The sequence below is a fragment of the Advenella faeciporci genome (assembly GCF_014652395.1).
GTDB lineage: Bacteria > Pseudomonadota > Gammaproteobacteria > Burkholderiales > Burkholderiaceae_B > Advenella > Advenella faeciporci.
On record NZ_BMYS01000017.1, the window covers coordinates 19,762 to 42,411 of the forward strand.

Sequence of the window (22,650 nt, forward strand, 5' to 3'; positions counted from 1 at the left end):
AAAATTATATTACTAATTGGCAGGGGTAAATAAGCTGTTTTCTAGGTATTTACCAGAGATGCCCGATCAACAAATTCATGATACAAACTAACATTCCTGGTTTTTACTAACCACTAACACTTAACCGATTTAACTTTTTTGCAATATCCCTGTCATAATAAATCTGTTAATGTAGAGCTGATTACAACCAAAGGAGAAAACTATGGATAATGGTTTTTACGCAACCCTGATTGCCGAATCAAAGTCAAACCCCGGCATTACCGTTATAGAAGATGCCCGTATCCGCGGTGGCGACGCCAACTATCTTTACTCGGGAACCATACAGGCAACCACCCCGGACGAAGTGGTCGCCAACCTTAAAATCAAGGCTTACAAAGCCCAGCACAATGAAGCGTTTGGCACCATCAGCGATACCTTTGACTTGTCTCTGACAGGCATCAAAACCGAAACCGGCTTTGAGATGACCGGCTACTCACCCAGTGGCCGTGAAATCAAAATTGCCGCCACCAAAATAGCCAATATAGATTTATAAGCTTTTCAGTGGCAATTTCTGGCTATTTATTATTTAAAGCGCCTGTCCACAAGCCACCCCGGATGCCCATGCCCACTGGAAATTATAACCTCCCAGCCAACCTGTCACATCAACCACTTCACCTATAAAATACAGGCCTGGCAGTTTTTTGGTTTGCATGGTTTTCTGGTCCAGCTCAGCGGTATCCACCCCCCCTTTCATGACTTCGGCTTTTTTATAACCGGCAGTACCGGTAGGTATCAATTGCCAGTCATGAATCAGGGCGGCCAATTCTCTTATTTTTTTATCAGGCATATCTGCCAGACGCGTGTCAGCGGTAATACCCATATTTTCCAGCCAGCACTCTGCCAGCCGCTTGGGCCACATACCGCCCAGCACGGTTAGCAGCTGCTGCCGGTTACCCGATTTCTTATCGATCAACCCTGACTCAAGATTTAGTGTCGGCTGCAGATTAAGCATAATGGGGCTGCCAGGCTCCCAATAGCTGGAAATCTGCAAAATGGCAGGCCCCGACAGGCCTTTATGCGTAAACAACAGGTCTTCATGAAAAAACGACTTGTTTTTCCCGGCACCCGTGGCCACCACCGTTTCAAGTGAAACGCCCGCCAGCGTACTGAAACGCCGCCAGGTGTCGGCATCAAACGTGAGCGGCACCAGGGCCGGACGGGGTTCAACCACTTTCAGGCCAAACTGGCGGGCGATTTTCATACCATAGTCACTGGCTCCCAACTGGGGAATGGCCATCCCGCCAGTGGCCACAACCAGCTTTGTGGCACGAATGGTACCTGCCGATGTTTGCAGCACAAATGACTGGTCTTCCTGCTGGCTTATGTCATTGACCGAGCATCCCATGCGCCAGGCCACCTTGCCCAGTTCACATTCGGCACGCAGGACATGAATAATATCTTCACTTGAATGATCACAAAACAACTGCCCCTTATGCTTTTCATGCCAGCTAACCTTGTATTTAGCCAGCAAGGCCAGAAAATCCTGTGGGGTATAGGCCGACAAGGCCGAACGGCAAAACCGGACATTATTGGAAATGAATTGCTGGTGCGTGGTACCCAGGTTGGTGAAATTGCAGCGACCACCGCCAGAGATACGAATTTTCTCGGCCAGCTTGGCGGCATGATCAATTAACACCACTTTCCGGCCACGCTGGCCGGCAACGGCGGCGCACATCATGCCAGCCGCCCCCGCACCAATGATGGCAACGTCAAACACCGCCCCGTTACTCATCAAGTTTCAGACAATCCACGTAAAGCCGGGTATTTCCATTTTTATCAACTTCACTACCCAAACCATGAATGAACGTTTCAAAACCCGGAAATTTCGCATTGAAAGAACGGGCAAACTGCAAATATTCAACAATGGTTTTATTAAAGCGCTCACCCGGAATCAATAACGGGATACCCGGAGGATACGGCGTTAACAAAACACCGGTTACCCTTCCTTCAAGATCATCAATGCTCACCCTTTCAACGTCCCGGTGAGCCATCTTGTCGAAGGCATCGGACGGTTTGAGCGCAGGCACCATATCACTTAAATAGACTTCGGTGGTCAGGCGGGCCACATCATGATCCCGGTATGCCTCGTGAATCATCTGGCATAAATCGCGCAGTCCCATATGTTCGTACTGTTTATGGTTCGCGCAAAAATCGGGCATGATACGCCACAGGGGTTGATTACGGTCATAATCATCCTTGAACTGCTGCAATGCCGTCAGCATGGTGTTCCAGCGACCTTTGGTAATGCCGATGGTAAACAGGATGAAGAAGGAATACAGGCCGGTTTTTTCAACCACAATACCGTGCTCGGTCAGGTACTTGGATACCAGTGCGGCCGGAATACCGGTTTCATCAAAACTGCCATTGATATTCAGGCCCGGTGTCACAATGGTAGCCTTGATCGGGTCAAGCATGTTAAAGCCTTCAGCCAGATCACCAAAACCGTGCCATTCCTCGCCTGAGCGCAGGAACCAGTCTTCCTGTGTGCCAATATCATCAGCCACCAGACGGTTGGGACCCCATACCCTGAACCACCAGTCATCCTTGCCATATTCGGAAGCGACTTTACGCATGGCACGACGGAAATCCATGGCTTCACGGATACTTTCCTCTACCAGGGCGGTACCGCCCGGCGGCTCCATCATGGCAGCCGCCACGTCACAGGAAGCGATAATCGCGTACTGGGGCGAGGTTGACGTATGCATCAAGTAAGCTTCATTGAAGATATTGCGGTCAAGCACACGGGTTTCGGACTCTTGCACCACAATCTGGGATGCCTGGGAAATGCCTGCCAGCAGTTTATGGGTGGAATGCGTGGCATAAACCATGGCATTCTTGCTACGCGGACGCCCCTCACCAATGGCATGCATATTGTTATAGAACTCATGAAAAGCCGCATGCGGCAACCATGCTTCATCAAAATGCAGGTTTTCAACCATGTCACCCAGTTTTTCCTTGATCATTTCAACGTTGTAAATAACACCGTCATAAGTACTTTGGGTAAGCGTCAGGATTTGCGGCCTCTTGTTAAGCGCATTGCGGGCAAACGGGTTGGCCTCTATTTTCTTCAGGATGTTTTCAGGTTCGAATTCCTCAAGGGGAATGGGACCGATAATACCAAGGTGATTGCGGGTTGGACGCAAAAACACCGGAATGGCACCCGTCATGGTAATGGCATGCAAAATGGATTTGTGACAGTTACGATCGACCACCACCACGTCATTGGAAGCCACGTTGGCATGCCACACCACTTTATTGGAGGTGGAAGTACCGTTAGTCACAAAAAAACAATGGTCAGCATGAAAAATACGGGCTGCGTTTTTTTCGGATTCGGCCACCGGTCCGGTATGATCCAGCAACTGGCCCAATTCTTCTACCGCATTGCAGACATCGGCACGCAACATGTTTTCACCAAAAAACTGGTGAAACATTTGGCCTACCGGACTTTTGAGGAAAGCAACCCCACCCGAGTGGCCCGGGCAATGCCAGGAGTAAGAACCGTCCTGGGCGTACTTGACCAGTTCACGGAAAAACGGCGGTGGCAGGCTGTCCAGGTAGCTGCGTGCTTCGCGGATAATATGGCGCGCCACGAATTCGGGCGTATCTTCAAACATATGAATGAAGCCATGCAACTCACGCAAAATATCATTGGGAATATGCTGGGAGGTTCTGGTTTCACCGTACAGGTAAATCGGAATTTCAGCATTGCGAAAACGCAGCTCACCAATGAAGGAACGCAGGTTTTTAATCGCAAACGCAACGTCCTCGGGAGAGTCCACATCAAACTCTTCATCATCAATGGATAAAATAAAAGCACTGGCACGGCTTTGCTGTTGGGCAAACGAGCTCAGATCACCATAGCTGGTTACCGCCAGCACTTCCACTCCTTCTGCCTTGATGGCATCGGCCAGGGCGCGTACACCAAACCCGGAAGCACTTTCCGAGCGAAAATCCTCGTCAATAATAACGATGGGAAAGCGAAACTTCATTCGAAACTCCTTCACTCACAATACGGTGAGCAACTATTATGTTCTTGGCAGTGTTACGCCTTGTTGACCCTGATACTTTCCGCCCCGATCTTTGTATGAAGTCTCACATTCTTCATCGCTTTCCAGAAACAGCATTTGGGCACAGCCTTCACCGGCATAAATTTTGGCCGGCAAGGGAGTCGTATTTGAAAATTCAAGCGTCACATGCCCTTCCCATTCGGGTTCAAGCGGGGTGACATTGACGATAATGCCGCAGCGGGCATAGGTGCTTTTGCCCAGGCAAATGGTCAGTACATTGCGGGGAATCCTGAAATACTCCACCGTACGGGCCAGGGCAAAGGAATTAGGCGGAATAATGCATACGTCACCCACGAAATCAACGAATGATTTTTCGTCAAATGATTTGGGATCGACAATCGTGGAATTAATATTGGTAAAAATCTTGAATTCGTTGGCACAACGTACATCATAACCATAACTGCTGGTGCCATAACTGACGATTTTTTCACCATTTTCCGAGCGAACCTGACCCGGTTCAAAGGGTTCGATCATACCGGCAGCAGCTGCCTCCCGGATCCAACGATCATTCTTTATGCTCATTGCCTTACTCTCAGTGAAATTGCACAAACCGGTTTTGCCTTTTTCCCAAAACCGGATTCATAATTGAATATAGAATTGTAGCCTTACCCGAAGCCTTGCAACCCTGATTTACCCTAATCCCTGAAAAAACGCCGGTAGACAAATTCAATCCCGTTAGTCGTACCCACTTTTGCATCGACTGTTATATATTTGAACAGCTTATAACTGGCCTTGACCACCGACCCGGTACCGGCCAGTGCCTGTTCCACGCTAACCGTCACCCCATTGGCGAATTTCTTGCTAGCGACAAAAAACTGGGTCGCCAGATTGCTGGAAGCGTCAAACTCCAGACCTGAAGCCACGGTTTGCTCAGGCAAAACACTCCCTGATTTACCCAAATCACCGGTACGCACGGCCACATCATCAAGACCCAATTGCCGGTAAAAAGGCTCACCGCCCCCCAAAATGGATGAACCAACCGAAAACAGCAAGGCAATATCGCCACCATTACTGTCGGGACCACGTCCCATGATCAGCCAGGATAATTTTTCCACCTCGCTCACATCAGGGTAAGACACCAGCGTAATCCTTGGTCGTCTGGCCGTCCCCACCACTCGCAGGCCGGCCTCCACTTCGGGACCGGTCCGAATGGCTTCAATATCCAGCACAGGATTGGCAATATTGCCCTGAAAGGTGATCCGTCCGCGACGAATTTGCAATCGCTGGCCATACGCCTCGATAGCGCCACCACGGGTACGGAATGCCCCTAATGCGGTCAGGCGACCGTCTCGTTGAATAATATTCAAGTCCCCGACAAGCCCCGAGTTCAGACCCATACCCACCAGATAAAAACGCGGTCCCAAATCAACCGTAAAATCCAGATTCAGGTTAGTGGTGGATTCACTGGACACCACTTCTTTCTGGCCGGGTTGAAGCACAACCACGTCACTATCCACCGACGGCACGGTTCCCAGAATGTCAATACTGGCCCATCCGGCATCGGCCGTTACCTTGCCAACAATATCAATATTTGGCAGGCTGGCATCAATATCAACATTGCCACTGACCATGGCAAAGCGGTCTGCCCGTTGCACAATCGGGTAATGATCCAGCGTCACCTTCACATTACCCTTGCTGTTCATCAGATTCCAGCGACCGGTAATGTTCATGCTGCCGTTCTGGGCCGGCGGATTTTCTTCAATCCATTGTTTGGTCCGCCATTCGGTTGGCATCACCCTGATCACCGAAGGAAAATGCAGGGAATTGATTACAAATTCGTTATTGCGGAAGGTCCCGTTAAGGGTCCCGTCAAGCAGGCGCACCCCATTGTCAATCTGTACAACCCTTACTTTGTCACCCGTCACCGAGCCTGAAGTTGACCATTGACCCGAAACACTGCTTTGTGCCGTCAAGTCAAGATTGACGCTCCCCCCCAGGTCAAGCAACTCTCCGGTAAAAGCAGAAAGCCAGGCAATATCGTCCAGCCTGCCCTTAAGGACAACGCTGGTCCCACCATTGATATCTGGCGTCATGCCATTCATCCGGCTATTGACACGGGCCGTCAGGGAACCTTTGTCCCGGGTATCAATGGCCAGGTCAGCCAATACCTGGCTTTGTGTTCCGGAAACTGGATTAGCCCTGACAGCCAGGGACATTTGCGTCAAACCCAAAGCCAATGGGTTCTGGAGGGGAACGACAAAATCGCCTCCAACCCGCTTCAGGTTAGCCGTACCTGCCAGCGCACCATTAAACTGCAGATCCCAGTCAAGATCAAAAAGCAGGTTCTCATCAACAACCTGCTTCTTGCGATTGTCAACAATCCCGCCATTGCTGTTCTGGTTGTTTTCCACCATGCCCAGCGCATCCTGCATGTCTTTGACCAGTGCAGGGTTAATTAACAGGCGATTGATGGAACCCTTGCTGGCCCAATTTCCCTCCCGGCCACTGGCGCCCTCTTGATTGATCACGACCTCATGCCTGCCTGGCAGGCCGATCTTCAACAAAGACGTGCCCAGTTGCCATTCGGGCTTGCCCCCCACTCCGGCAGGCAGGAACATGGCCTCCAGCGGTTTTTCCTGATTGGCCGAGAATCCGGCATGTGAAACCTGGAGTCGTTCAAGTGTACCTTTCCAGCCATCGGCCCCCGCAGACAGCTCTCCCCAGAAGCCTTTTAACCCAAGATCAAAACTAACCGGAGCCCGGCCAAGTTCTGTTGACTTGCCCTGCGAAAACGTACCTTTAAGACCTACCACATGACTGGCCAGCGAGCCATCCAGATTGCCATTTAAAACCAGACTGCCTGGCAAACCTGGCCAGAAATCGGAAAACCGCGGCGCATTCACAGACAGGGCCAGTTTATCGTCAGCCTGCCCGAAAGCACCTGATGACTTGATGGCACTGCCGCCCAGCGTCAGGTTGATCTCCGCCCTCGGAATTGTATAAACATGCGGATCAATGGCGCCAACAGCCACACCACCGGATGAACCCAGTTGGCGCAGTAAGGAAACGTCAAGCTTGCCTGCCAGTTTCTGGTTATTCCACTGACTGCCCCCGTCAACATCTCCCTTGACATGCGCACTCAGGAGGCCTACCTCGGGGGACAGCTCCGAATCCAGCTCCAGCCTTGTGCCAAGCACCGAAGGAGGAAGAATGCCTTCAAACAGCTTGCCCAGCGCCAGCTTTTGCGTGGCCAATGAGCCAAGAATACGATAAGAGCGATTGGCCTCATTGGGTGTTACCGTTACCTGGGTTTGCAAGGCAGATCCGTCAGGCAGGCTTACGCTGATATCGGCATCGTGCAAATAATAGGCAGACAGCATATCGGCATTGATATTGGCACTAAGACTTGATTTTTCACCCTGACCCGAGGCGCTCAAGTGGATGAGATCACCCTTGCCTTCACCGCCTGGCTGCTGTGTTATGTCCAGGCTGAGCGCATGAAAATCAAGTGGCACCGGTGTGGCAAACGGCAAAACGCCAGTACCATTTATTCGTTTAAGATTAAAACTACCCAGCAAGACCCGGTAAAACGCCAAATTCCAGTCGGCATCCAGCACCACTTCCTTGCGTTCCGCTTTTTTTTGCCCATTGGTGCTGGCCAGCTTTTCTTGCCGGGTCGGATCCAGCAATTGTCTTACCTGGTCAATCAGCTCAGGGCTAATGGCCAAATCCTTGACTGCCCCCTTGGTTTGCCATTTCCCGTTACTGCCCTGGGCGCCTTCCTGCACGATGGATACTTTATGATCATCAGGCAATTCAAGACTTAAGGCGGACTCACCCACAGTCCATTGAATCTGGTCATTTACCGCGGTGGGCATGAGTGACAAAGACAGGGGTGAGGTTTGCAACAGCCGGATACCGGCATGTTTGGCATCCAGTACACCAAGGGTGCCCACCCAACTGTTGCCTTCCTTGACTCTGGCCCAGCGCCCGCGAAGCTCCAGATCCAGTGTGACCGGCGCCTTGCCAAGACGATTATCGGCGCCATCTGCATACATGGCCTGCAAGACCAGCTTGTGATTCTGCATATTGCCATCCAGCACGCCATTGAAATGAATGCTGCCCGGCAAGTCTGGCCAGAATGAAGCCAGTGTGGGGGCATTTATATCAAGCGCCAACTGGCTGTGTGTCTGCCCAAAACCGCCCGAACCGGCTATCCGGTTATTGCCCAGCACCAGGTAAATATCGGTGTCTGACACGCTCAGATTTTCATAATTGGCCTTGGCTTCTTGCTGCGCTGAAGGGTCAACACCAACCTGGGGGGACGCAAACAAACCACTGGTGTTGATACGGGTTTTCAAATGCCCGTCCAGCGGCTGATTGTTCCACTGGCTTGGCTGCCTGAAGCGGGCATCCAGCGCCACATTCTTGACTTCCTGTTGATCCAGCAAGTCTATGTCAACACGAATATCGGCATTCAATAAAGCCTGGGGCACTGCACCCGCCAGCAGTTTATCCAGCGCCAGGTCCCGGGTGTGTAATGTGGCACTGATCTTATCCGCATGATTCTGACCCTGGTTTTCATGCACCACGGTTTTCAATTGCACGCGGGAGTTGTCGGTCAGGCCAAGGTTTACATGGCCATCGCGTAAAGGAAAAGGCGAATCCAGATTAAGGTTCAGGCTCATATCGATGGAAGACTTGTTGCCACGCCCCGTAGCGTCAATGACCGTCAGCGTGGATGCGTCAGCTTGCAGGGTTTCTTTCACCTGAAGCGCCAGAGTATTGAAATCCAGAGGAATGGTTACCTCCAGTGGCAAGAGACTATCGCCCGCGGTACGCTGCAAATTAACGGTACCGGCCAACGTCTGCGTTTGCTGGAAACTCCAGTTGCCGTCATAAATAACATCGGCTATTTTATTAGCTTTTGCGGCCTCCGGTTTTTCTTCGTTTCCACCAGCCAATGCCTGTTGAATATCCCTGACGAAGGGATAACCAATCGTTAAATCAGAGAATTCTCCCTGTGTCTTCCAGCCACGCTGGCTGCCTTCAGACAACTGGTGATCCAGGATTGCCGGCTTGCCATTCAAAACCAGTTTGAATTGCGATGCCCCGACTGACCATTGCTTTTCCTGGTCACGTGCATCCGGGGCAAAATAAAGCGCCAGCTTGTCCTGCTGTTCAAGGCGAATGTTCGCATGTTGCAGGTTCAACCCGTCAATATAGCCCTGCCAAACCGCTTGCCCCTGCTCATCAAGAGCCAGCGCCCCCTCAAGGCGGGTTTCAAGACTGACTGGCGCCTTGCCCAGGTCTGTGGCGCCGGATTGGGCAAAGGTGGCTTTCAGGAATGCATCATGCTTTGCCAGCGAGCCGTTCACCTCACCATTGGCACTACCGCTACCTTCAAGACCAGGCCACAGACTGGCCAATTCGGGCAGATTGATATCCAGCAACAGACGGCTGTCGGCATGCCCGAAACCGCCCGAGGAGCGAATTTTATTCCTGCCCTGAACCAGGTCGATATGCGCGTTGTCGATATAAATTGCATCTGCCGAGGACAGACTCTTAAGCTGCAAGTTGATATCACCCGACAAAGGCAGACGGTTCCAGCGGCTGGCCGCATCTATATGTGCCTGCACGTCCAGCTGATGCAGCTTATCCAGCCCCGCAAGGTCGGCCTTGAAACCGAAACGGGCGGTTAACAGGGACTCCGGTACGGCACCGGCCAGCACTTGATGCAAGGCCAGACGATTGCTGAGCAAACTGCCTTCCAGCCGGTCACTGCCATCAACCCCCTGTTTTTCTTTAAGTTCGGCATTCAACAGCAGCGAGGCACCGTTTTCAAGCGCCAGTGCCAAATGTGCGTTTTCCAGGGGAACCGGTGCAAACAGGTTTAAAACGGTATTGGCATCCAGTTTTACTCCCTGCCCGTTACCCTCCAGGACAATTCCCAGGCGATCGGCCGAGCCCTGCGCTTGCAGATCCAGGTCAAAGGTACAACTGCCACTGTCCTGCCCCCTGAATACTGAGGAAGCCAGAAAACGGTCCAGACAAATAGGCGAGCTGCGGTTTTCGCTGGACGTCTTGACCTGAAGATCAAGTTCTAATGGCCAAGGCGACTTGAGTTGGGTAATTTTAAGATTGCCGCTCAGATCGCTATTAACCAGATCATGACTGATATGCAAGCTGTCAATTTTCCCGCTGGCCTGTTCCTGGTTAACCCGCAAATTGCTTACCCAGAACCCGCTTAAGCCGATAGGCAAATGGCTGCCATCGGCCTGCACAAGCGCGAACCTGCCAACACGAACCGTATCCACCTCTATGGTAACCGGCAGGCCCGGCATGGCAAAAGGTCCCGCATCCGTTTCAGGCTCTGGGGCTGACACCGGCAACAGGCGGATATCCAGATCGCCCACTTCCATATGCGTCACTTTAAGACGACGATTGAAAAGCTCGAGCCACTTGACCTGAACACGGGCATTGGTTGCCACCACACTTACCTCGGGTGTGTCAATCACCAAGCGCTCAAGTTTAAGGCCGCTCCAGATTGTCCCTTCAACCGCACCTATTTCACCGCCCACCTGGGCCAGCATATTACGTAAGGTCCATTTACTGCCAGCACTGGTACCCAATGCCCAGAACAGAAATGTGGCAAGCAGGAAAAGCGCCAGCAAAAGGGTGGTTTTCCATTTAAGCCATTTTTTCAAATGCCTGCGGATCCTGCTCAAAACGCCACCCCTAAAGAAAAGTGCAGTCTTAATTTACGGTCACGCTGCCCCCAGGCCAAATCAAGTGACAAGGGCCCGGCCGGTGTCTTGACAATCGCACCCACCCCATAGCCCAGGGCAATTTTCATGTCCCGAAAAGAAGGCGCTGCATCACCGGCATCAACAAACACGCTCATGCCAAAACGGTCATCAAAGTAATGCATGTACTGGGCACCCACCACCGCCAGCGAACGGGTGCCCACAATGGCATTGCCCGTATCACGACCAAACTCATTGTATTTATAGCCCCGAATGGAGCGGGGGCCACCTGTCCGGTAGCCAAAGTCATCAGGGATGGGCGTATTTTTGGAGCCCAACACCTGTCCGGCTTCTGCCCTAAGCGTAAAGACGTCTCTTTTACCCACCGGCCACCATTGCTGCACTCGTAAACCAACCCGGCCAAAGGTCTGCTGCTTGTTCAGCGTCATGCCGGCCCCCAGGCCCAAGGCGATCAGGTTCCCTTCGCGCGGGTCATAGCGGTCATTAAGATCGCGTCGCAACAAATCCCAGGTACCCACCATGGTTGGCAAAGAAAAACGTGCTTCGTTTTCACGCTTGATAGAATCGTGCGCAAGCAGAACCCCCCAATTGGACTCATAATTAACCCGGCTTTCCGGATCCAGTTTGAATTCGCGCTTTCGTTTCCAGCCCAGGCCAAAACGGGTGACATCTTCATTTTGAATATCGGAATGACGGGCCATTACGCCAAAACTGTCCCTTGAACCATCGTAATTGGGTGGCAAGGTGAAATCAAGAAAAGCACGCTGACTTTTAAAATCGAAGCCGGCACCGGTTTCCATAATAACCGGCAACCCCCAGACAACATTTTGCGTATACAGACCCTCAATCCGGATTCCACTAATGTCATCGACCCCCAAAGAGCCCGCAATAGAACGTGACGGACCTTCGGTTACCCGGACAGACACGGGCAGCTCCACCTGCTCCAGATCATAAACTCCAGAGCCTTCCGGGGTTTTAAGGGAAACGAATGCGCCCCTGAAAAAATTGGTTGACTGCAAGGCCTGCTGCCAGTCATCCAGCTGGTCCTGGACGTAGGGGTCGCCAGGTTTATAGCGTATATAACGGCGCACCAGACTTTCGGGAACACGACGCAGGCCAATCACCTCGATATTGCCCAGGGTGACTGCCGGCCCACTATTCACTTCGGTTACGGTATCAACCGTGGCGGTTTCGGGATTTACCACTGCCTGGGAGTGGGTCATGCGGGCAAGGTAAAAATCCCGATCCATCACGTCATCCAGCAAGGTGCTTTTGGAGGCACTCCACCGGGCATTAATGAAATCGGCGCCAACGGGCAAGCCCCAGTTTTTTTTAAGGGCATCCACCCGCTGGGCATATTGGGCACCGGCTATACTGCCTGCAAAGCGGTTTTCCACCGATGCCACCTTGGCCACTTTACCAAGTTCTATATAAATATCCCAGGTTTCACCCGCCACATCTTCACCCACCTCAAGGGTCACCTTGGGTGCAAAATACCCGTGTGTGGCAAGGGCGGAAATCACGGCATCACGCCCCCGGCTGCGAATCCGCTCGGCTTCGCCACCGTCCTGGTCGTCGGCCAGACGCACCACGGCACTAATGCCGGCATCAACACTTTTCAGCACCTCTGGGCTTAATCCGCTGGGATCAACCACCACCTCGGGCTTGCCAGCAGCAAACGCCATTGAAGTGGCAGACAGGATAAGTGGTAAAAAAATAACGTGCCGGGCTGAAAAGTGCATCGGATTGAATGGTTAACAGGTTTGTATTACATATTATTTAACTTCATAACGGTTTTACCACTACTGAAGGAAACTTGCCACTCATATCTACCGCCAAATCGGAAACCCCAACCGCCAGTTTTCTGGCAATATGCCGGTACGACTTGGCCGCTTCACTGTCAGGATCAGACACCACCGTAGGGTTGCCCGAGTCTGTCTGCTCACGTACCGCCAATGTGAGCGGCAGGCTGCCCAACCAGGGCACTTCAAGTTCCTGGGCCATTTTACGCCCGCCGTCATGACCAAACAAGTGCTCAACATGACCACAGTTTGAACACACATGCATGGACATGTTTTCAATTACACCCAGAATGGGCACATCCACTTTCTGGAACATGCGCAGGCCTTTGCGGGCATCGGCCAGGGCTATGTCTTGTGGCGTGGTAACAATAACCGCCCCCACAACCGGCACTTTCTGGGCCAGTGTCAGGGCTATATCGCCGGTTCCGGGCGGCATATCCACAATCAGGTAGTCCAGATCAGGCCAATTCGTTTGTCTTAACAATTGCTCAAGGGCCTGGGCAACCATGGGGCCACGTAAAATGGCCGGCGCATCGCCGTCTATCAGGAAACCAATTGAGTTGACTGCAATGCCATGCCCTTCAAGGGGCTCCATGCTTTTGCCATCAACTGACTTGGGCTTGCCTGAAACACCCAGCATTAACGGCTGGCTCGGACCATAGATATCAGCATCAAGGATACCGACTTTTGCACCCGCCTGCGACAGGGCAAGTGCCAAATTGACAGAAGTTGTACTTTTACCCACACCACCTTTGCCTGAAGCGACCGCAATAATATTTTTTATTGATGCAATTGGTTTCAGGCCCCCTTGAACTACATGGCTTTTGATACCATCTAAGTAATTGATCCGGGTTTGAGCGGCACCCGCCCTGGCACAGGCGTCTGTTATTTGTTGCTCGATATTGCCTTTGTCTTCGGCGGGGTAATAGCCCAGGAATAACTTGACTTCTACGGTATTACCCTTGATTTCCAGGTCCCTTTCCCTAAACTTTTTAGCCAGGGACATACCGGTAAGTGGATCCTGCACAGACTGCAGCTCGGAAAGAATGGTGTTTATTTGTAAACTCATGGTTTTATCACTTTTAAACTTACTTGAGTAGAATAGTCAATCATACCGTTTTTATCATCGGCAGGTGAAGATAAACCTGCCACTATCATGGGGTTTCCATACACAATGAAAGATTTTCTAGACAGCATCCTGAAAAGCGTTCTCTTTGTCATTCTGGCCATTGTTGGCCTTTGCATGGCGTTCATCTTCATGGCATCAACCGCCATTGCCCTTGGCGTTATGTATGTTATCGCCCGCGTTCGCGGACAAAACTTTTCTGCCGGCCAGTTCTGGGCACAATCACGCACCCGGGCACGCCAAACTCAAACCGACTTCCAGGAAAAATTCCACAAACGCAAATTTTCCACCAGCGCCAAAGACGTGACCGACGTTGAAATACGCGAAATAAAATAAGAAACCGTTTTTCATTCACGCTTTTTCGGTAAGATAGAAGAATTTTAAAAATTTCCTGTTATCTTTTCGTGTTTGCCCCGCCCGTTTCCTGTTGGAAATATTCTGCCGGTTCAGTTATAACCGGCATTTTCGTCTAAAATCATTCAACTGTTTAATTTTTACTGTAATTGTTCATGACACGCACGATTTTTGTTACTACCGCACTCCCTTATGCCAATGGCTCGTTTCATATTGGCCATATCATGGAATACATCCAGGCCGATATCTGGGTTCGCACCATGCGCATGTCGGGTCATACCGTTCATTTTGTCGGTGCCGATGACGCCCATGGGGCCCCCATCATGCTCAAGGCCGAAAAAGAAGGCATCAGCCCGGAAGAACTCGTTGCCCGTTATGCCAATGAACGCCCCACTTACCTGAATGGTTTCCATATCAAGTTTGACCACTGGCACAGCACGCACAGTGAAGAAAACATACAGTTGTCGGGTGACATTTACAAAGCCCTGAAAGCGGCCGGTTTCATCAGTAGCAAAACCATAGAACAATTCTATGACCCGGTCAAGGGCATGTTCCTGCCAGACCGCTATATCAAGGGCGAGTGCCCCAAATGCCATGCCAAAGACCAGTATGGCGACTCCTGTGAAGTGTGTAGTGCCGTTTACGCCCCCACCGAACTGATCAATCCGTACTCTACCCTTACCAATGCCACCCCGGTATTGAAATCATCCGAACACTTCTTCTTCAAGCTTTCTGACCCGCGCTGCGTTGAATTCCTGCAAGACTGGACCAACGGCACCAATGCCCGAGGCCAAAAACGCCTGCAAAACGAAGTCCTGGCCAAAACCCGTGAATGGCTTGGCAACACCGAAGACAGCGAAAGCGAAAGCAATCTGAATGATTGGGACATCTCGCGCGATGCACCCTATTTTGGCATTGAAATTCCCGATGAGCCCGGCAAGTACTTTTATGTATGGCTGGACGCCCCCGTTGGTTACCTGGCCTCTTTAAAAGCCTATTGCAAGCAACAGGGCCTTGACTTTGACGACCTGCTGGACCCCAATGGAAACACCGAACAGGTTCACTTCATTGGCAAGGACATTATTTATTTTCACGCCCTGTTCTGGCCCGCCACGCTCAAGTTTTCAGGGCGTAAAGTACCCGACTCCCTGTTTGTGCACGGTTTCATTACCGTCAGTGGCGAGAAAATGTCCAAAAGCCGTGGCACCGGCATCTCTCCCATCAAATATCTTGAACTGGGCATGAATGCCGAATGGATGCGCTATTACATTGCCGCCAAACTGAATGCGCGTGTTGAAGATATTGATTTCAACCCCGATGATTTCATTGCCCGCGTCAATAGCGACCTGATTGGCAAATACATTAATATTGCCAGCCGCGCCGCCAACTTCATCAGCAAACACTTTGACGGAAAACTGGCTTACCTGGGCGATATCAACGCATTCACCACAGAAATTGCCAGTGTCACCGAAAGCGTTCGCAACGATTTCGAAGCACGCGAATACGGCCGCGCCATCCGTACCCTGATGGCCTACGCAGACAAGATTAACCAGGGCTTCGACAACGCCCAGCCATGGGTGCTGGCCAAAGGGATCAGCACTGCTGAACCCGCCCAAAAAGAAAACCTGCAGGATATCTGTTCGCGCGCCATTGCCGGCTTCAAGGCCTTGTCAGTGATGCTAACCCCCGTATTGCCTGCGCTCTCCAACCGGATTGCAACAGAACTTTTCGAACAGGATACTGATTTCAGCTGGCAGGATGCCACACAATTGCCCGAACACATCGCCACCTTCAAGCATCTGATGCAACGGGTTGATCCCAAAATGCTCGACGACCTGTTCGAACCGCCGGCACCAGAAGCGCTTATCCCCGGTGGTGAGCCCATTACAGAAACCATCAAGATTGACGATTTCGCCAAAATTGACCTGCGTATTGCCAAAATCATCAATTGCGAACATGTGGACGGCTCAACCAAACTGTTACGTCTGACACTGGATGTAGGAGAAGGTCGTCACAGAAATGTTTTCTCGGGCATAAAAGAAGCATATAATCCAGAAGATCTGGTGGGTAAACTAACCGTTATGGTTGCCAACCTGGCTCCTCGTAAAATGAAATTCGGTATATCCGAAGGGATGGTTCTTGCAGCCAGCCATGCCGACGAAAAAAACAACCCCGGCATTTACATTCTCGAGCCCTGGGAAGGCGCGCAACCCGGTATGCGTATTCACTAAACCAACAAGGCAAGATCAATTTATCTCGCAACAGGATGTGCATATGGATGGAGTCTGGTGGCAACAAGCCAAAAAGATCAGCAGTATCGTAAAAACAGCAGGCCCGTTCATGTTCCTCCAGGAGCTGATCAACCAACCGAAGTTTACCGGCGCCATTTGCCCCAGCTCAAAAAAGCTGGCGCGGCAAATGGCGCGGCATATTCCCCTGGACAATGATGGCATCGTCATTGAGCTGGGCGGGGGAACTGGCGTTATCACCCAGGCTATTCTGGAGCATGGCATTTCCCCCGACAAACTTTATGTGATTGAGTTTTCCCCCACCTTCGCCCGTCATTTAAAAGCCCGTTTTCCCTCTATTACCGTCATCAACGGCAATGCAGCCCATCTGGACACCCTTATTCCACACAATGCAAAAATCAATGCCGTGGTTTCCAGTCTTCCCCTGATTTCACTGCCTCCTGATATCTGCCAGCAGATTCTGCGACAATGGCATACCCTTTTAAAAGGACAAGGCCTGGCCATTCAATTTACCTACAACCTGCGCTCGCCACTATGGAAAACCCATATCAAGGCCAGCCAGTTTCACAGTGAAATCGTCTGGGGCAATATTCCGCCCGCAAAAGTCATGACATTTAAGTTTTAGCACTCATATCCTCAACTTGTTGGCCCGTATCAAATACAATTACGGCTTAACTAGTGAAATTGACATGAGTACTGAAAACACAAACCCCGAACCGGTTGCCGAAGGCACCGAAAAGCCCGAACAACAATTCGGGCACATCAAAAGCTTTGTTCACCGCCGCTCACACATGACGCCTGGCCAAAAACTGGCCATAGAGCGCCTAATGGACAAATGGTCGATTGCCTACCAGCCACTTTGCATAAACTACGAGAAAGTATTCGGCAGACAGGCACCCACCATTCTTGAGATTGGTTTTGGCATGGGTGAAACCACCGAAAAAATTGCCATTGCCCGCCATGAAGAAAACTTCCTGGGTGTTGAGGTATTCAATGCCGGTGTTGGCGCCATGCTCAAGCGCATTGAAGAGTCTTCGCTGAACAATGTACGTATCATTCAACACGACGCGGTGGAAGTGGTCAAGAACATGTTGCCCGCCAACAGCCTGGCAGGCGTGCATATTTACTTCCCCGACCCCTGGCCAAAAAAACGGCACCACAAGCGTCGTCTGATCCAGCCCGAGTTCGTGCAACTGCTGGTCAGCCGGCTGCAACCGGGTGGCTATATTCATTGCGCCACAGACTGGGAAAACTACGCCGAACAAATGCTGGAAGTGCTGTCTGCCAACCCCGAGCTGGAAAACACCGCCAAAGATTACGCACCCAAGCCCGATTACCGCCCGCAAACCAAATTTGAAACCCGTGGCTTGCGCCTTGGCCATGGCGTATGGGACTTGGTCTTTAAAAAGAAAAAGGATTAATGCATATGCTGTACCCACCCATTGAACCCTATCAAACCGGTTTTCTGGAAACCGCCGATGGCCATCAGGTTTACTGGGAGCTTTGTGGCAATCCCCAGGGAAAGCCTGCCGTGTTCCTGCATGGGGGACCGGGTTCGGGGTGTGGGGCCCAGCATCGCCAGCTGTTTGACCCGGCCAAATACAATGTTTTGCTGTTTGACCAGCGCGGCTGCGGCCGCTCGCGTCCGCATGCCAGCCTGCACAACAACACCACCGCACATCTTATTGAAGACATGGAACGCCTGCGCACCGACATCATGGGCGCAGACAAATGGCTGGTCTTTGGCGGCTCATGGGGCTCAACCCTTTCTTTGGCTTATGCCCAGGCACACCCCGGCCATGTCAGTGAACTGATTGTACGGGGCATTTTTACGGTACGCAAAAAAGAACTGCGCTGGTTCTACCAGGAAGGTGCTTCGTGGCTGTTTCCCGACTACTGGGAAGACTACCTGGCCCCTATTCCACCTGAAGAGCAGGATGACTTGATTTCCGCCTATCAGAAACGGCTGACCGGCAACAATCCAGAAGAGCAAATCAGGGCTGCCCGGGCCTGGAGCTTATGGGAAGGAAGAACCATCAGTCTGCTGCTGGACGAAACCCATGTCAGCAGCCATGTTGACGATCATTTTGCGATTGCCTTTGCCCGTATCGAAAACCATTATTTTTCGAATGGCGGTTTCATGAAAGAAAACCAGTTGCTGGACAATGCCCATAAACTGCACGGCATTCCCGGCATTATCATTCAGGGACGCTACGATGCCTGCACGCCGGCCAAAACCGCCTGGGAACTGCACAAGGCATGGCCACAAGCCGAATTCCAGATCATTGCCGATGCCGGGCATGCGTTTAACGAGCCGGGCATCCTGAAAGCCCTGATTGCCGCCACCGACAAATTTGCCGATAACGCATCTTAATGACATTTCTTAACGAATTCATTCTGGGCTTTATCCTGTTTTCGTTGAATAATGCATAAGGGGTTGCACAAGCTGCCATCTCTTATTTCAGATAATCAGCAATCAGGAGTTATTATGGGTTTGTTAAACTTCATTAAAGACGTTGGCGAAAAGATTTTTGGTGGTAGCGAAGCCAGTGCCGCTTCCCCCGAAAATCTGCAAAAAGAACTGGAAAAGCACGGCCTGAATGCAGAAGGCCTGGATATTTCCGTAGACGGTAATAAAGTGACGGTCAAAGGCAATGCCGCCACTACCGCCGATGCTGAAAAAATTGCCATCGCCTTGGGCAATACCCTTGGCGTTGCCACAGTAGACAATCAGCTGAACACTGCCAGCGCAGAAACCGAGTCAAGGTTTTACACCGTCATAAAAGGCGATACCCTTTCCAAGATTGCCAAGGAGCTCTATGGCGATGCCAACCAATACATGAAGATTTTTGAAGCCAACAAACCCATGCTTAGCCATCCGGATAAAATTTACCCTGGTCAGGTTCTGCGCATTCCCCAGTAATACCCTGGCATTAAATTATTTGTCTACACGCACTCGTTCCCACGCAGGAGCATGGGAACGAGTAAACTGACCAGTCTCAGGAAAACTGGCGGTAACAACTTTCGTTTAATACAAATGTCCGCCCAAACAGGCGGACTTTTTTGCATTATTTCTTAAACCCGCCAAAACCACCCATACCCATGTTTTTCAGGCCCTTGAGCCCGCCCATGGCACGCATCATCTTGCCCATGCCGCCTTTCTTGAACTGCTTCATCATGCCCTGCATTTGCTCAAACTGCTTAAGCAGTTTGTTCACTTCCTGCACCGGCACACCTGCACCCGCCGCAATACGACGTTTGCGTGAAGCCTTCAGCAATTCGGGTTTTGCCCGCTCCTGGGGCGTCATGGAGTTAAGGATACCCTCTGTACGGCGCAATTGCTTTTCGGCCTGACCACCCTGCAACTGGCCCGCTGCCTGGGCAAACTGTGCCGGCAGTTTTTCAAGCAGGGAACCCATATCCCCCATTTTCTTGACTTGCTGCAACTGCTCACGAAAATCATTCAGATCGAAGCGGTCGCCCGACTTGATCTTGGTGGCCAGCTTCTGGGCTTCGGCAATATCGATATTGCGCTGGGCCTGTTCAACCAGGGAAACAATATCCCCCATGCCCAGCACCCGCTGTGCCATACGCTCGGGGTGAAACGGCTCAAGGCCATCCAGTTTTTCAGAAACCCCAATGAACTTCAGGGGTTTACCGGTAATATGCCGCACAGACAAAGCGGCACCGCCCCGGGCATCACCATCCAGCTTGGTCATGACAACACCGGTCAAGGGCAAGGCTTCCGAGAAGGCCTTGGCCACATTCACGGCATCCTGCCCCTGCATGGCGTCAACCACAAACAGGGTTTCAATGGGTTTGAGCACTTCATGAAGCATACTGATTTCGGCCATCATGGCCTCATCAATACCCAATCGACCGGCCGTATCCACCAGCAAGACATCATAATGATGCCGTTTTGCATGATCGACCGCTGCCAGGGCAATATCACGCGGTTTCTGGCTGGCATCTGACGGGAAGAAGTCCACCCCAACCTGTGCGGCTACCGTTTTCAACTGTTCAATAGCGGCAGGCCGGTACACGTCTGCACTAACCACCAGCACTTTTTTACGCCCTGTCTTGCGACCGTTTTGCAGCAAATCGCCAGCGCTGATCAGCTTGGCCAGTTTACCGGTCGTAGTGGTTTTACCGGCACCTTGCAAACCGGCCATTAATACAACTGCCGGTGGCTGTGTCGCCAATGACAACTCGGAAGCCTGCGAACCCAGGTCTCCTCCCATTAAGGCGGTAAGCTCTTTGTGAACCACACCCACCAACGCCTGTCCGGGACTTAAGCTGCCGGCGACCTCTTCGCCCAGCGCACTTTCCTTGACCCTGGCAACAAACTCACGCACCACGGGCAAAGACACATCGGCCTCGAGTAATGCCAGGCGTACCTCGCGCAGCATTTCCTGCGTGTTGGCTTCGGTCAGGCGGGCCTCTCCCCGGATGGTCTTCATGACCCGGGACAAACGGTTAGTTAAATTATCGAACATGAATTTTGCACTTTAATAAATGAATTACCAGGATTAGAGGCTATACTTAGATGTTAATATGTCAATAACCTAACCCCTACAATCAAGATATCAGTTTATGTCAGCTGACATTGTATTGCACTCTCTGGCCGCATTGGCCTATCTTCTGCTTAGTTTGTCAATTTGGCGCCCCATTGTGCAGCAAAAAACCATCAAGCAAACCGGTTCAATCCGTAGTGTATGTGTTTTTTCCACCCTGGTGTTGCATGGTATTGCCGTGCACTGGGCTATCGTGCACGCAGACCATATCAGGCTGAACTGGTCCCAGGGCCTGTCCATTACCGTCTGGCTCGGCATGATCGTGTTCTGGATAGAAAGCAGGCTGAACAAAATAGACGGCCTGCTTTTGCTGCTGCTGCCTATTGCCAGCCTTATCTGCCTGCTCGCTGCCCTTTTCCCTTCCAGCGCAAACAGCCTGGTCATTCCATCACAAACCCATCTGTTCAAGATCCATTTACTGATCTCGCTGTTTGCGTATAGCCTTATTGCGATTGCCGCCATCCAGGCTTTCTTGATGACCGCCCTGGACCAATACTTGCACAAGCCAATTAATTTTCAGGAAAACCCCTCGCTCACGACTCGCGTTCTTGAAGCCCAGCCACCTCTCCTGCAACAGGAACGTATCCTGTTCAAGCTGATCTGGATTGGTTTTGGCGTCCTGAGCCTGTCTATTGTCACAGGCATTATGGTGTCGCTCAACAAAACCGGCCAGTTCCTGCCCATGGATCACAAAACCATTTTCACCCTGCTTTCCTGGCTGGTATTCAGCATACTGCTGGCTGGACGCGGTCTTTGGGGCTGGCGCGGCAGGTTAGCTTTGCGATGGACACTTACCGGCTTCGCCCTGCTCATGCTGGCCTATACGGGCACACGCTTTATCTTTGACGTTGTTGTAAACAAGGGTATCTGATGAGATTTTTTCTCTTTATCATCCTGATCATTATCCTGATGCTGGCCATCCGCATGTTTGCCGGTCGCGTTCAGGCGCTTTTCAAAAACATGCAATCAAACGCCAGCCAGCCACCCGCCACCCGGCAAAACCAGGCCAGCGAAGCCATGGTGCAATGCGCCCACTGCCATATTCACCTGCCCCGTTCGGAAGCCTGCCTCATCAATGGCAAAACCTGGTGTTCTGAAGAACATGCCCGACTGGGCCAGAAATAATGGCCATTCCATTTTTACAGCTGGATCGCCACGGATGGCTGAAGCCAACCGTTAATATTCGCCTGGTGCCCTCGCCCAACTTCGACCAACGCGACAAAAACGAAAACGTCTCGCTGCTGGTGATTCATAACATCAGCCTGCCACCTTACCAGTATGGCGGCCCGTCCATAGAGCAGCTGTTTACCAACCGCCTTAACCCAAACGAACACCCCTTCTTTGATGAAATCAAACACTTGCGGGTCTCGGCGCATTTTCTTATCCGCCGCAATGGGGAAATTGTCCAGTTCGTCAGCACCGAAAACCGTGCCTGGCATGCCGGTGTCTCCCGCTTTAATGGCCGAGAAAGCTGTAATGATTTTTCCATTGGCATCGAACTGGAAGGCTGTGACTTTGAACCTTTCGAGCCCGAGCAATATGAAATCCTGAGTCAGCTCACCAAAGTATTAAGAGCGCGCTACACCTTAAGGGCGGTTCGTGGCCACGAACATATCGCACCAGGCAGAAAAACCGACCCGGGCCCCTACTTTGACTGGCAACAATATCAAACCGAAAGCGGCTGGACCAAACGGCAAATGCCCGAGCCCCGATAAACACCGGAGCCGGGCAT

The 22,650-nt window shown here is 51.5% G+C and carries 17 protein-coding genes; 10 read left to right on the forward strand and 7 right to left on the reverse strand.

Features of this window, described 5'->3' with window-relative positions; translation table 11 throughout:
* The first annotated feature begins 202 nt into the window (after positions 1-202).
* Positions 203-532 (forward strand): GrlR family regulatory protein, encoded by a 330-nt coding sequence (locus IE074_RS11265; protein ID WP_189385559.1) that lies wholly within the window; start codon positions 203-205, stop codon positions 530-532.
* A 33-nt stretch (positions 533-565) separates the two neighbouring features.
* On the opposite strand, the gene IE074_RS11270 is transcribed toward IE074_RS11265, so the two are convergent.
* The 6 genes from IE074_RS11270 to apbC form a co-directional block, all read right to left on the reverse strand.
* Positions 566-1,771 carry a BaiN/RdsA family NAD(P)/FAD-dependent oxidoreductase gene (locus IE074_RS11270; protein ID WP_189385560.1) on the reverse strand — a complete coding sequence of 402 codons (1,206 nt, stop codon included), beginning with the start codon at positions 1,769-1,771 and terminating at the stop codon, positions 566-568.
* A complete protein-coding gene (locus IE074_RS11275) occupies positions 1,764-4,028 on the reverse strand; it encodes an arginine/lysine/ornithine decarboxylase (protein ID WP_189385561.1) in 2,265 nt (754 codons plus the stop codon). The genes IE074_RS11270 and IE074_RS11275 overlap by 8 nt, the downstream gene beginning before the upstream one ends.
* A 36-nt stretch (positions 4,029-4,064) precedes the next feature.
* The gene (dcd, locus tag IE074_RS11280) at positions 4,065-4,628 is read right to left on the reverse strand and encodes a dCTP deaminase (RefSeq protein ID WP_189385562.1); all 564 of its coding nucleotides are present in this window, start codon (positions 4,626-4,628) and stop codon (positions 4,065-4,067) included.
* Positions 4,629-4,741: 113 nt separating this feature from the next.
* Positions 4,742-10,753 carry a translocation/assembly module TamB domain-containing protein gene (locus tag IE074_RS11285; RefSeq protein WP_189385563.1) on the reverse strand — a complete coding sequence of 2,004 codons (6,012 nt, stop codon included), beginning with the start codon at positions 10,751-10,753 and terminating at the stop codon, positions 4,742-4,744.
* A gap of 17 nt (positions 10,754-10,770) precedes the next feature.
* Positions 10,771-12,498 carry an autotransporter assembly complex protein TamA gene (locus tag IE074_RS11290; protein WP_229794007.1) on the reverse strand — a complete coding sequence of 576 codons (1,728 nt, stop codon included), beginning with the start codon at positions 12,496-12,498 and terminating at the stop codon, positions 10,771-10,773.
* A 100-nt stretch (positions 12,499-12,598) separates the two neighbouring features.
* Entirely contained in the window at positions 12,599-13,684 is a 1,086-nt protein-coding gene (gene apbC / locus IE074_RS11295; protein WP_189385565.1) for an iron-sulfur cluster carrier protein ApbC, read from the reverse strand.
* Between the two features lie 105 nt (positions 13,685-13,789).
* Here apbC and IE074_RS11300 point away from each other — a divergent pair, with 105 nt between their 5' ends.
* The 6 genes from IE074_RS11300 to lysM all read left to right on the forward strand — a co-directional run bounded on the left by IE074_RS11300 (position 13,790) and on the right by lysM (position 19,267).
* Positions 13,790-14,077: a hypothetical protein gene (locus IE074_RS11300; protein WP_189385566.1), complete on the forward strand. Its 288-nt coding sequence runs from the start codon at positions 13,790-13,792 to the stop codon at positions 14,075-14,077.
* A gap of 173 nt (positions 14,078-14,250) precedes the next feature.
* On the forward strand, positions 14,251-16,326 hold the full coding sequence (gene metG, locus IE074_RS11305) for a methionine--tRNA ligase (RefSeq protein WP_189385567.1): 2,076 nt from the start codon (positions 14,251-14,253) through the stop codon (positions 16,324-16,326).
* Positions 16,327-16,369: 43 nt separating this feature from the next.
* On the forward strand, positions 16,370-16,969 hold the full coding sequence (locus IE074_RS11310) for a class I SAM-dependent methyltransferase (RefSeq protein ID WP_229794008.1): 600 nt from the start codon (positions 16,370-16,372) through the stop codon (positions 16,967-16,969).
* 64 nt (positions 16,970-17,033) lie between these two features.
* The gene (gene trmB / locus IE074_RS11315) at positions 17,034-17,765 is read left to right on the forward strand and encodes a tRNA (guanosine(46)-N7)-methyltransferase TrmB (RefSeq protein ID WP_189385568.1); all 732 of its coding nucleotides are present in this window, start codon (positions 17,034-17,036) and stop codon (positions 17,763-17,765) included.
* Positions 17,766-17,770: 5 nt separating this feature from the next.
* Positions 17,771-18,718: a prolyl aminopeptidase gene (gene pip, locus IE074_RS11320; RefSeq protein WP_189385569.1), complete on the forward strand. Its 948-nt coding sequence runs from the start codon at positions 17,771-17,773 to the stop codon at positions 18,716-18,718.
* 114 nt (positions 18,719-18,832) lie between these two features.
* Positions 18,833-19,267, forward strand: coding sequence for a peptidoglycan-binding protein LysM (gene lysM, locus IE074_RS11325; protein ID WP_189385570.1), 435 nt, complete (start codon positions 18,833-18,835; stop codon positions 19,265-19,267).
* 145 nt (positions 19,268-19,412) lie between these two features.
* Here the strand turns inward: lysM and ffh are convergent, their stop codons facing one another.
* A complete protein-coding gene (gene ffh, locus IE074_RS11330) occupies positions 19,413-20,840 on the reverse strand; it encodes a signal recognition particle protein (protein WP_189385571.1) in 1,428 nt (475 codons plus the stop codon).
* A gap of 97 nt (positions 20,841-20,937) precedes the next feature.
* Between ffh and IE074_RS11335 the strand changes: the two genes are divergently transcribed.
* From IE074_RS11335 to ampD, 3 genes are read left to right on the forward strand one after another with little or no spacing between them, the layout of a single operon-like run.
* Complete coding sequence (locus IE074_RS11335; protein WP_189385572.1) at positions 20,938-21,789, forward strand: cytochrome C assembly family protein; 852 nt, start codon at positions 20,938-20,940, stop codon at positions 21,787-21,789.
* Positions 21,789-22,043: a PP0621 family protein gene (locus tag IE074_RS11340; RefSeq protein WP_189385573.1), complete on the forward strand. Its 255-nt coding sequence runs from the start codon at positions 21,789-21,791 to the stop codon at positions 22,041-22,043. The genes IE074_RS11335 and IE074_RS11340 overlap by 1 nt, the downstream gene beginning before the upstream one ends.
* Positions 22,043-22,633 (forward strand): 1,6-anhydro-N-acetylmuramyl-L-alanine amidase AmpD, encoded by a 591-nt coding sequence (ampD, locus tag IE074_RS11345; RefSeq protein ID WP_189385574.1) that lies wholly within the window; start codon positions 22,043-22,045, stop codon positions 22,631-22,633. The genes IE074_RS11340 and ampD overlap by 1 nt, the downstream gene beginning before the upstream one ends.
* The last annotated feature ends 17 nt before the right edge of the window (positions 22,634-22,650 follow it).

Coding starts and splice junctions, on each gene's coding strand:
- trmB (WP_189385568.1), top strand. CDS start 17,034: ATGAGTACTGAAAACACAAACCCCGAACCGGTTGCCGAAGGCACCGAA.
- IE074_RS11335 (WP_189385572.1), top strand. CDS start 20,938: ATGTCAGCTGACATTGTATTGCACTCTCTGGCCGCATTGGCCTATCTT.
- ffh (WP_189385571.1), bottom strand. CDS start 20,840: ATGTTCGATAATTTAACTAACCGTTTGTCCCGGGTCATGAAGACCATC.
- ampD (WP_189385574.1), top strand. CDS start 22,043: ATGGCCATTCCATTTTTACAGCTGGATCGCCACGGATGGCTGAAGCCA.
- IE074_RS11300 (WP_189385566.1), top strand. CDS start 13,790: ATGAAAGATTTTCTAGACAGCATCCTGAAAAGCGTTCTCTTTGTCATT.
- IE074_RS11265 (WP_189385559.1), top strand. CDS start 203: ATGGATAATGGTTTTTACGCAACCCTGATTGCCGAATCAAAGTCAAAC.
- metG (WP_189385567.1), top strand. CDS start 14,251: ATGACACGCACGATTTTTGTTACTACCGCACTCCCTTATGCCAATGGC.
- IE074_RS11310 (WP_229794008.1), top strand. CDS start 16,370: ATGGATGGAGTCTGGTGGCAACAAGCCAAAAAGATCAGCAGTATCGTA.
- IE074_RS11270 (WP_189385560.1), bottom strand. CDS start 1,771: ATGAGTAACGGGGCGGTGTTTGACGTTGCCATCATTGGTGCGGGGGCG.
- IE074_RS11340 (WP_189385573.1), top strand. CDS start 21,789: ATGAGATTTTTTCTCTTTATCATCCTGATCATTATCCTGATGCTGGCC.
- dcd (WP_189385562.1), bottom strand. CDS start 4,628: ATGAGCATAAAGAATGATCGTTGGATCCGGGAGGCAGCTGCTGCCGGT.
- IE074_RS11290 (WP_229794007.1), bottom strand. CDS start 12,498: ATGGCGTTTGCTGCTGGCAAGCCCGAGGTGGTGGTTGATCCCAGCGGA.
- IE074_RS11275 (WP_189385561.1), bottom strand. CDS start 4,028: ATGAAGTTTCGCTTTCCCATCGTTATTATTGACGAGGATTTTCGCTCG.
- apbC (WP_189385565.1), bottom strand. CDS start 13,684: ATGAGTTTACAAATAAACACCATTCTTTCCGAGCTGCAGTCTGTGCAG.
- pip (WP_189385569.1), top strand. CDS start 17,771: ATGCTGTACCCACCCATTGAACCCTATCAAACCGGTTTTCTGGAAACC.
- lysM (WP_189385570.1), top strand. CDS start 18,833: ATGGGTTTGTTAAACTTCATTAAAGACGTTGGCGAAAAGATTTTTGGT.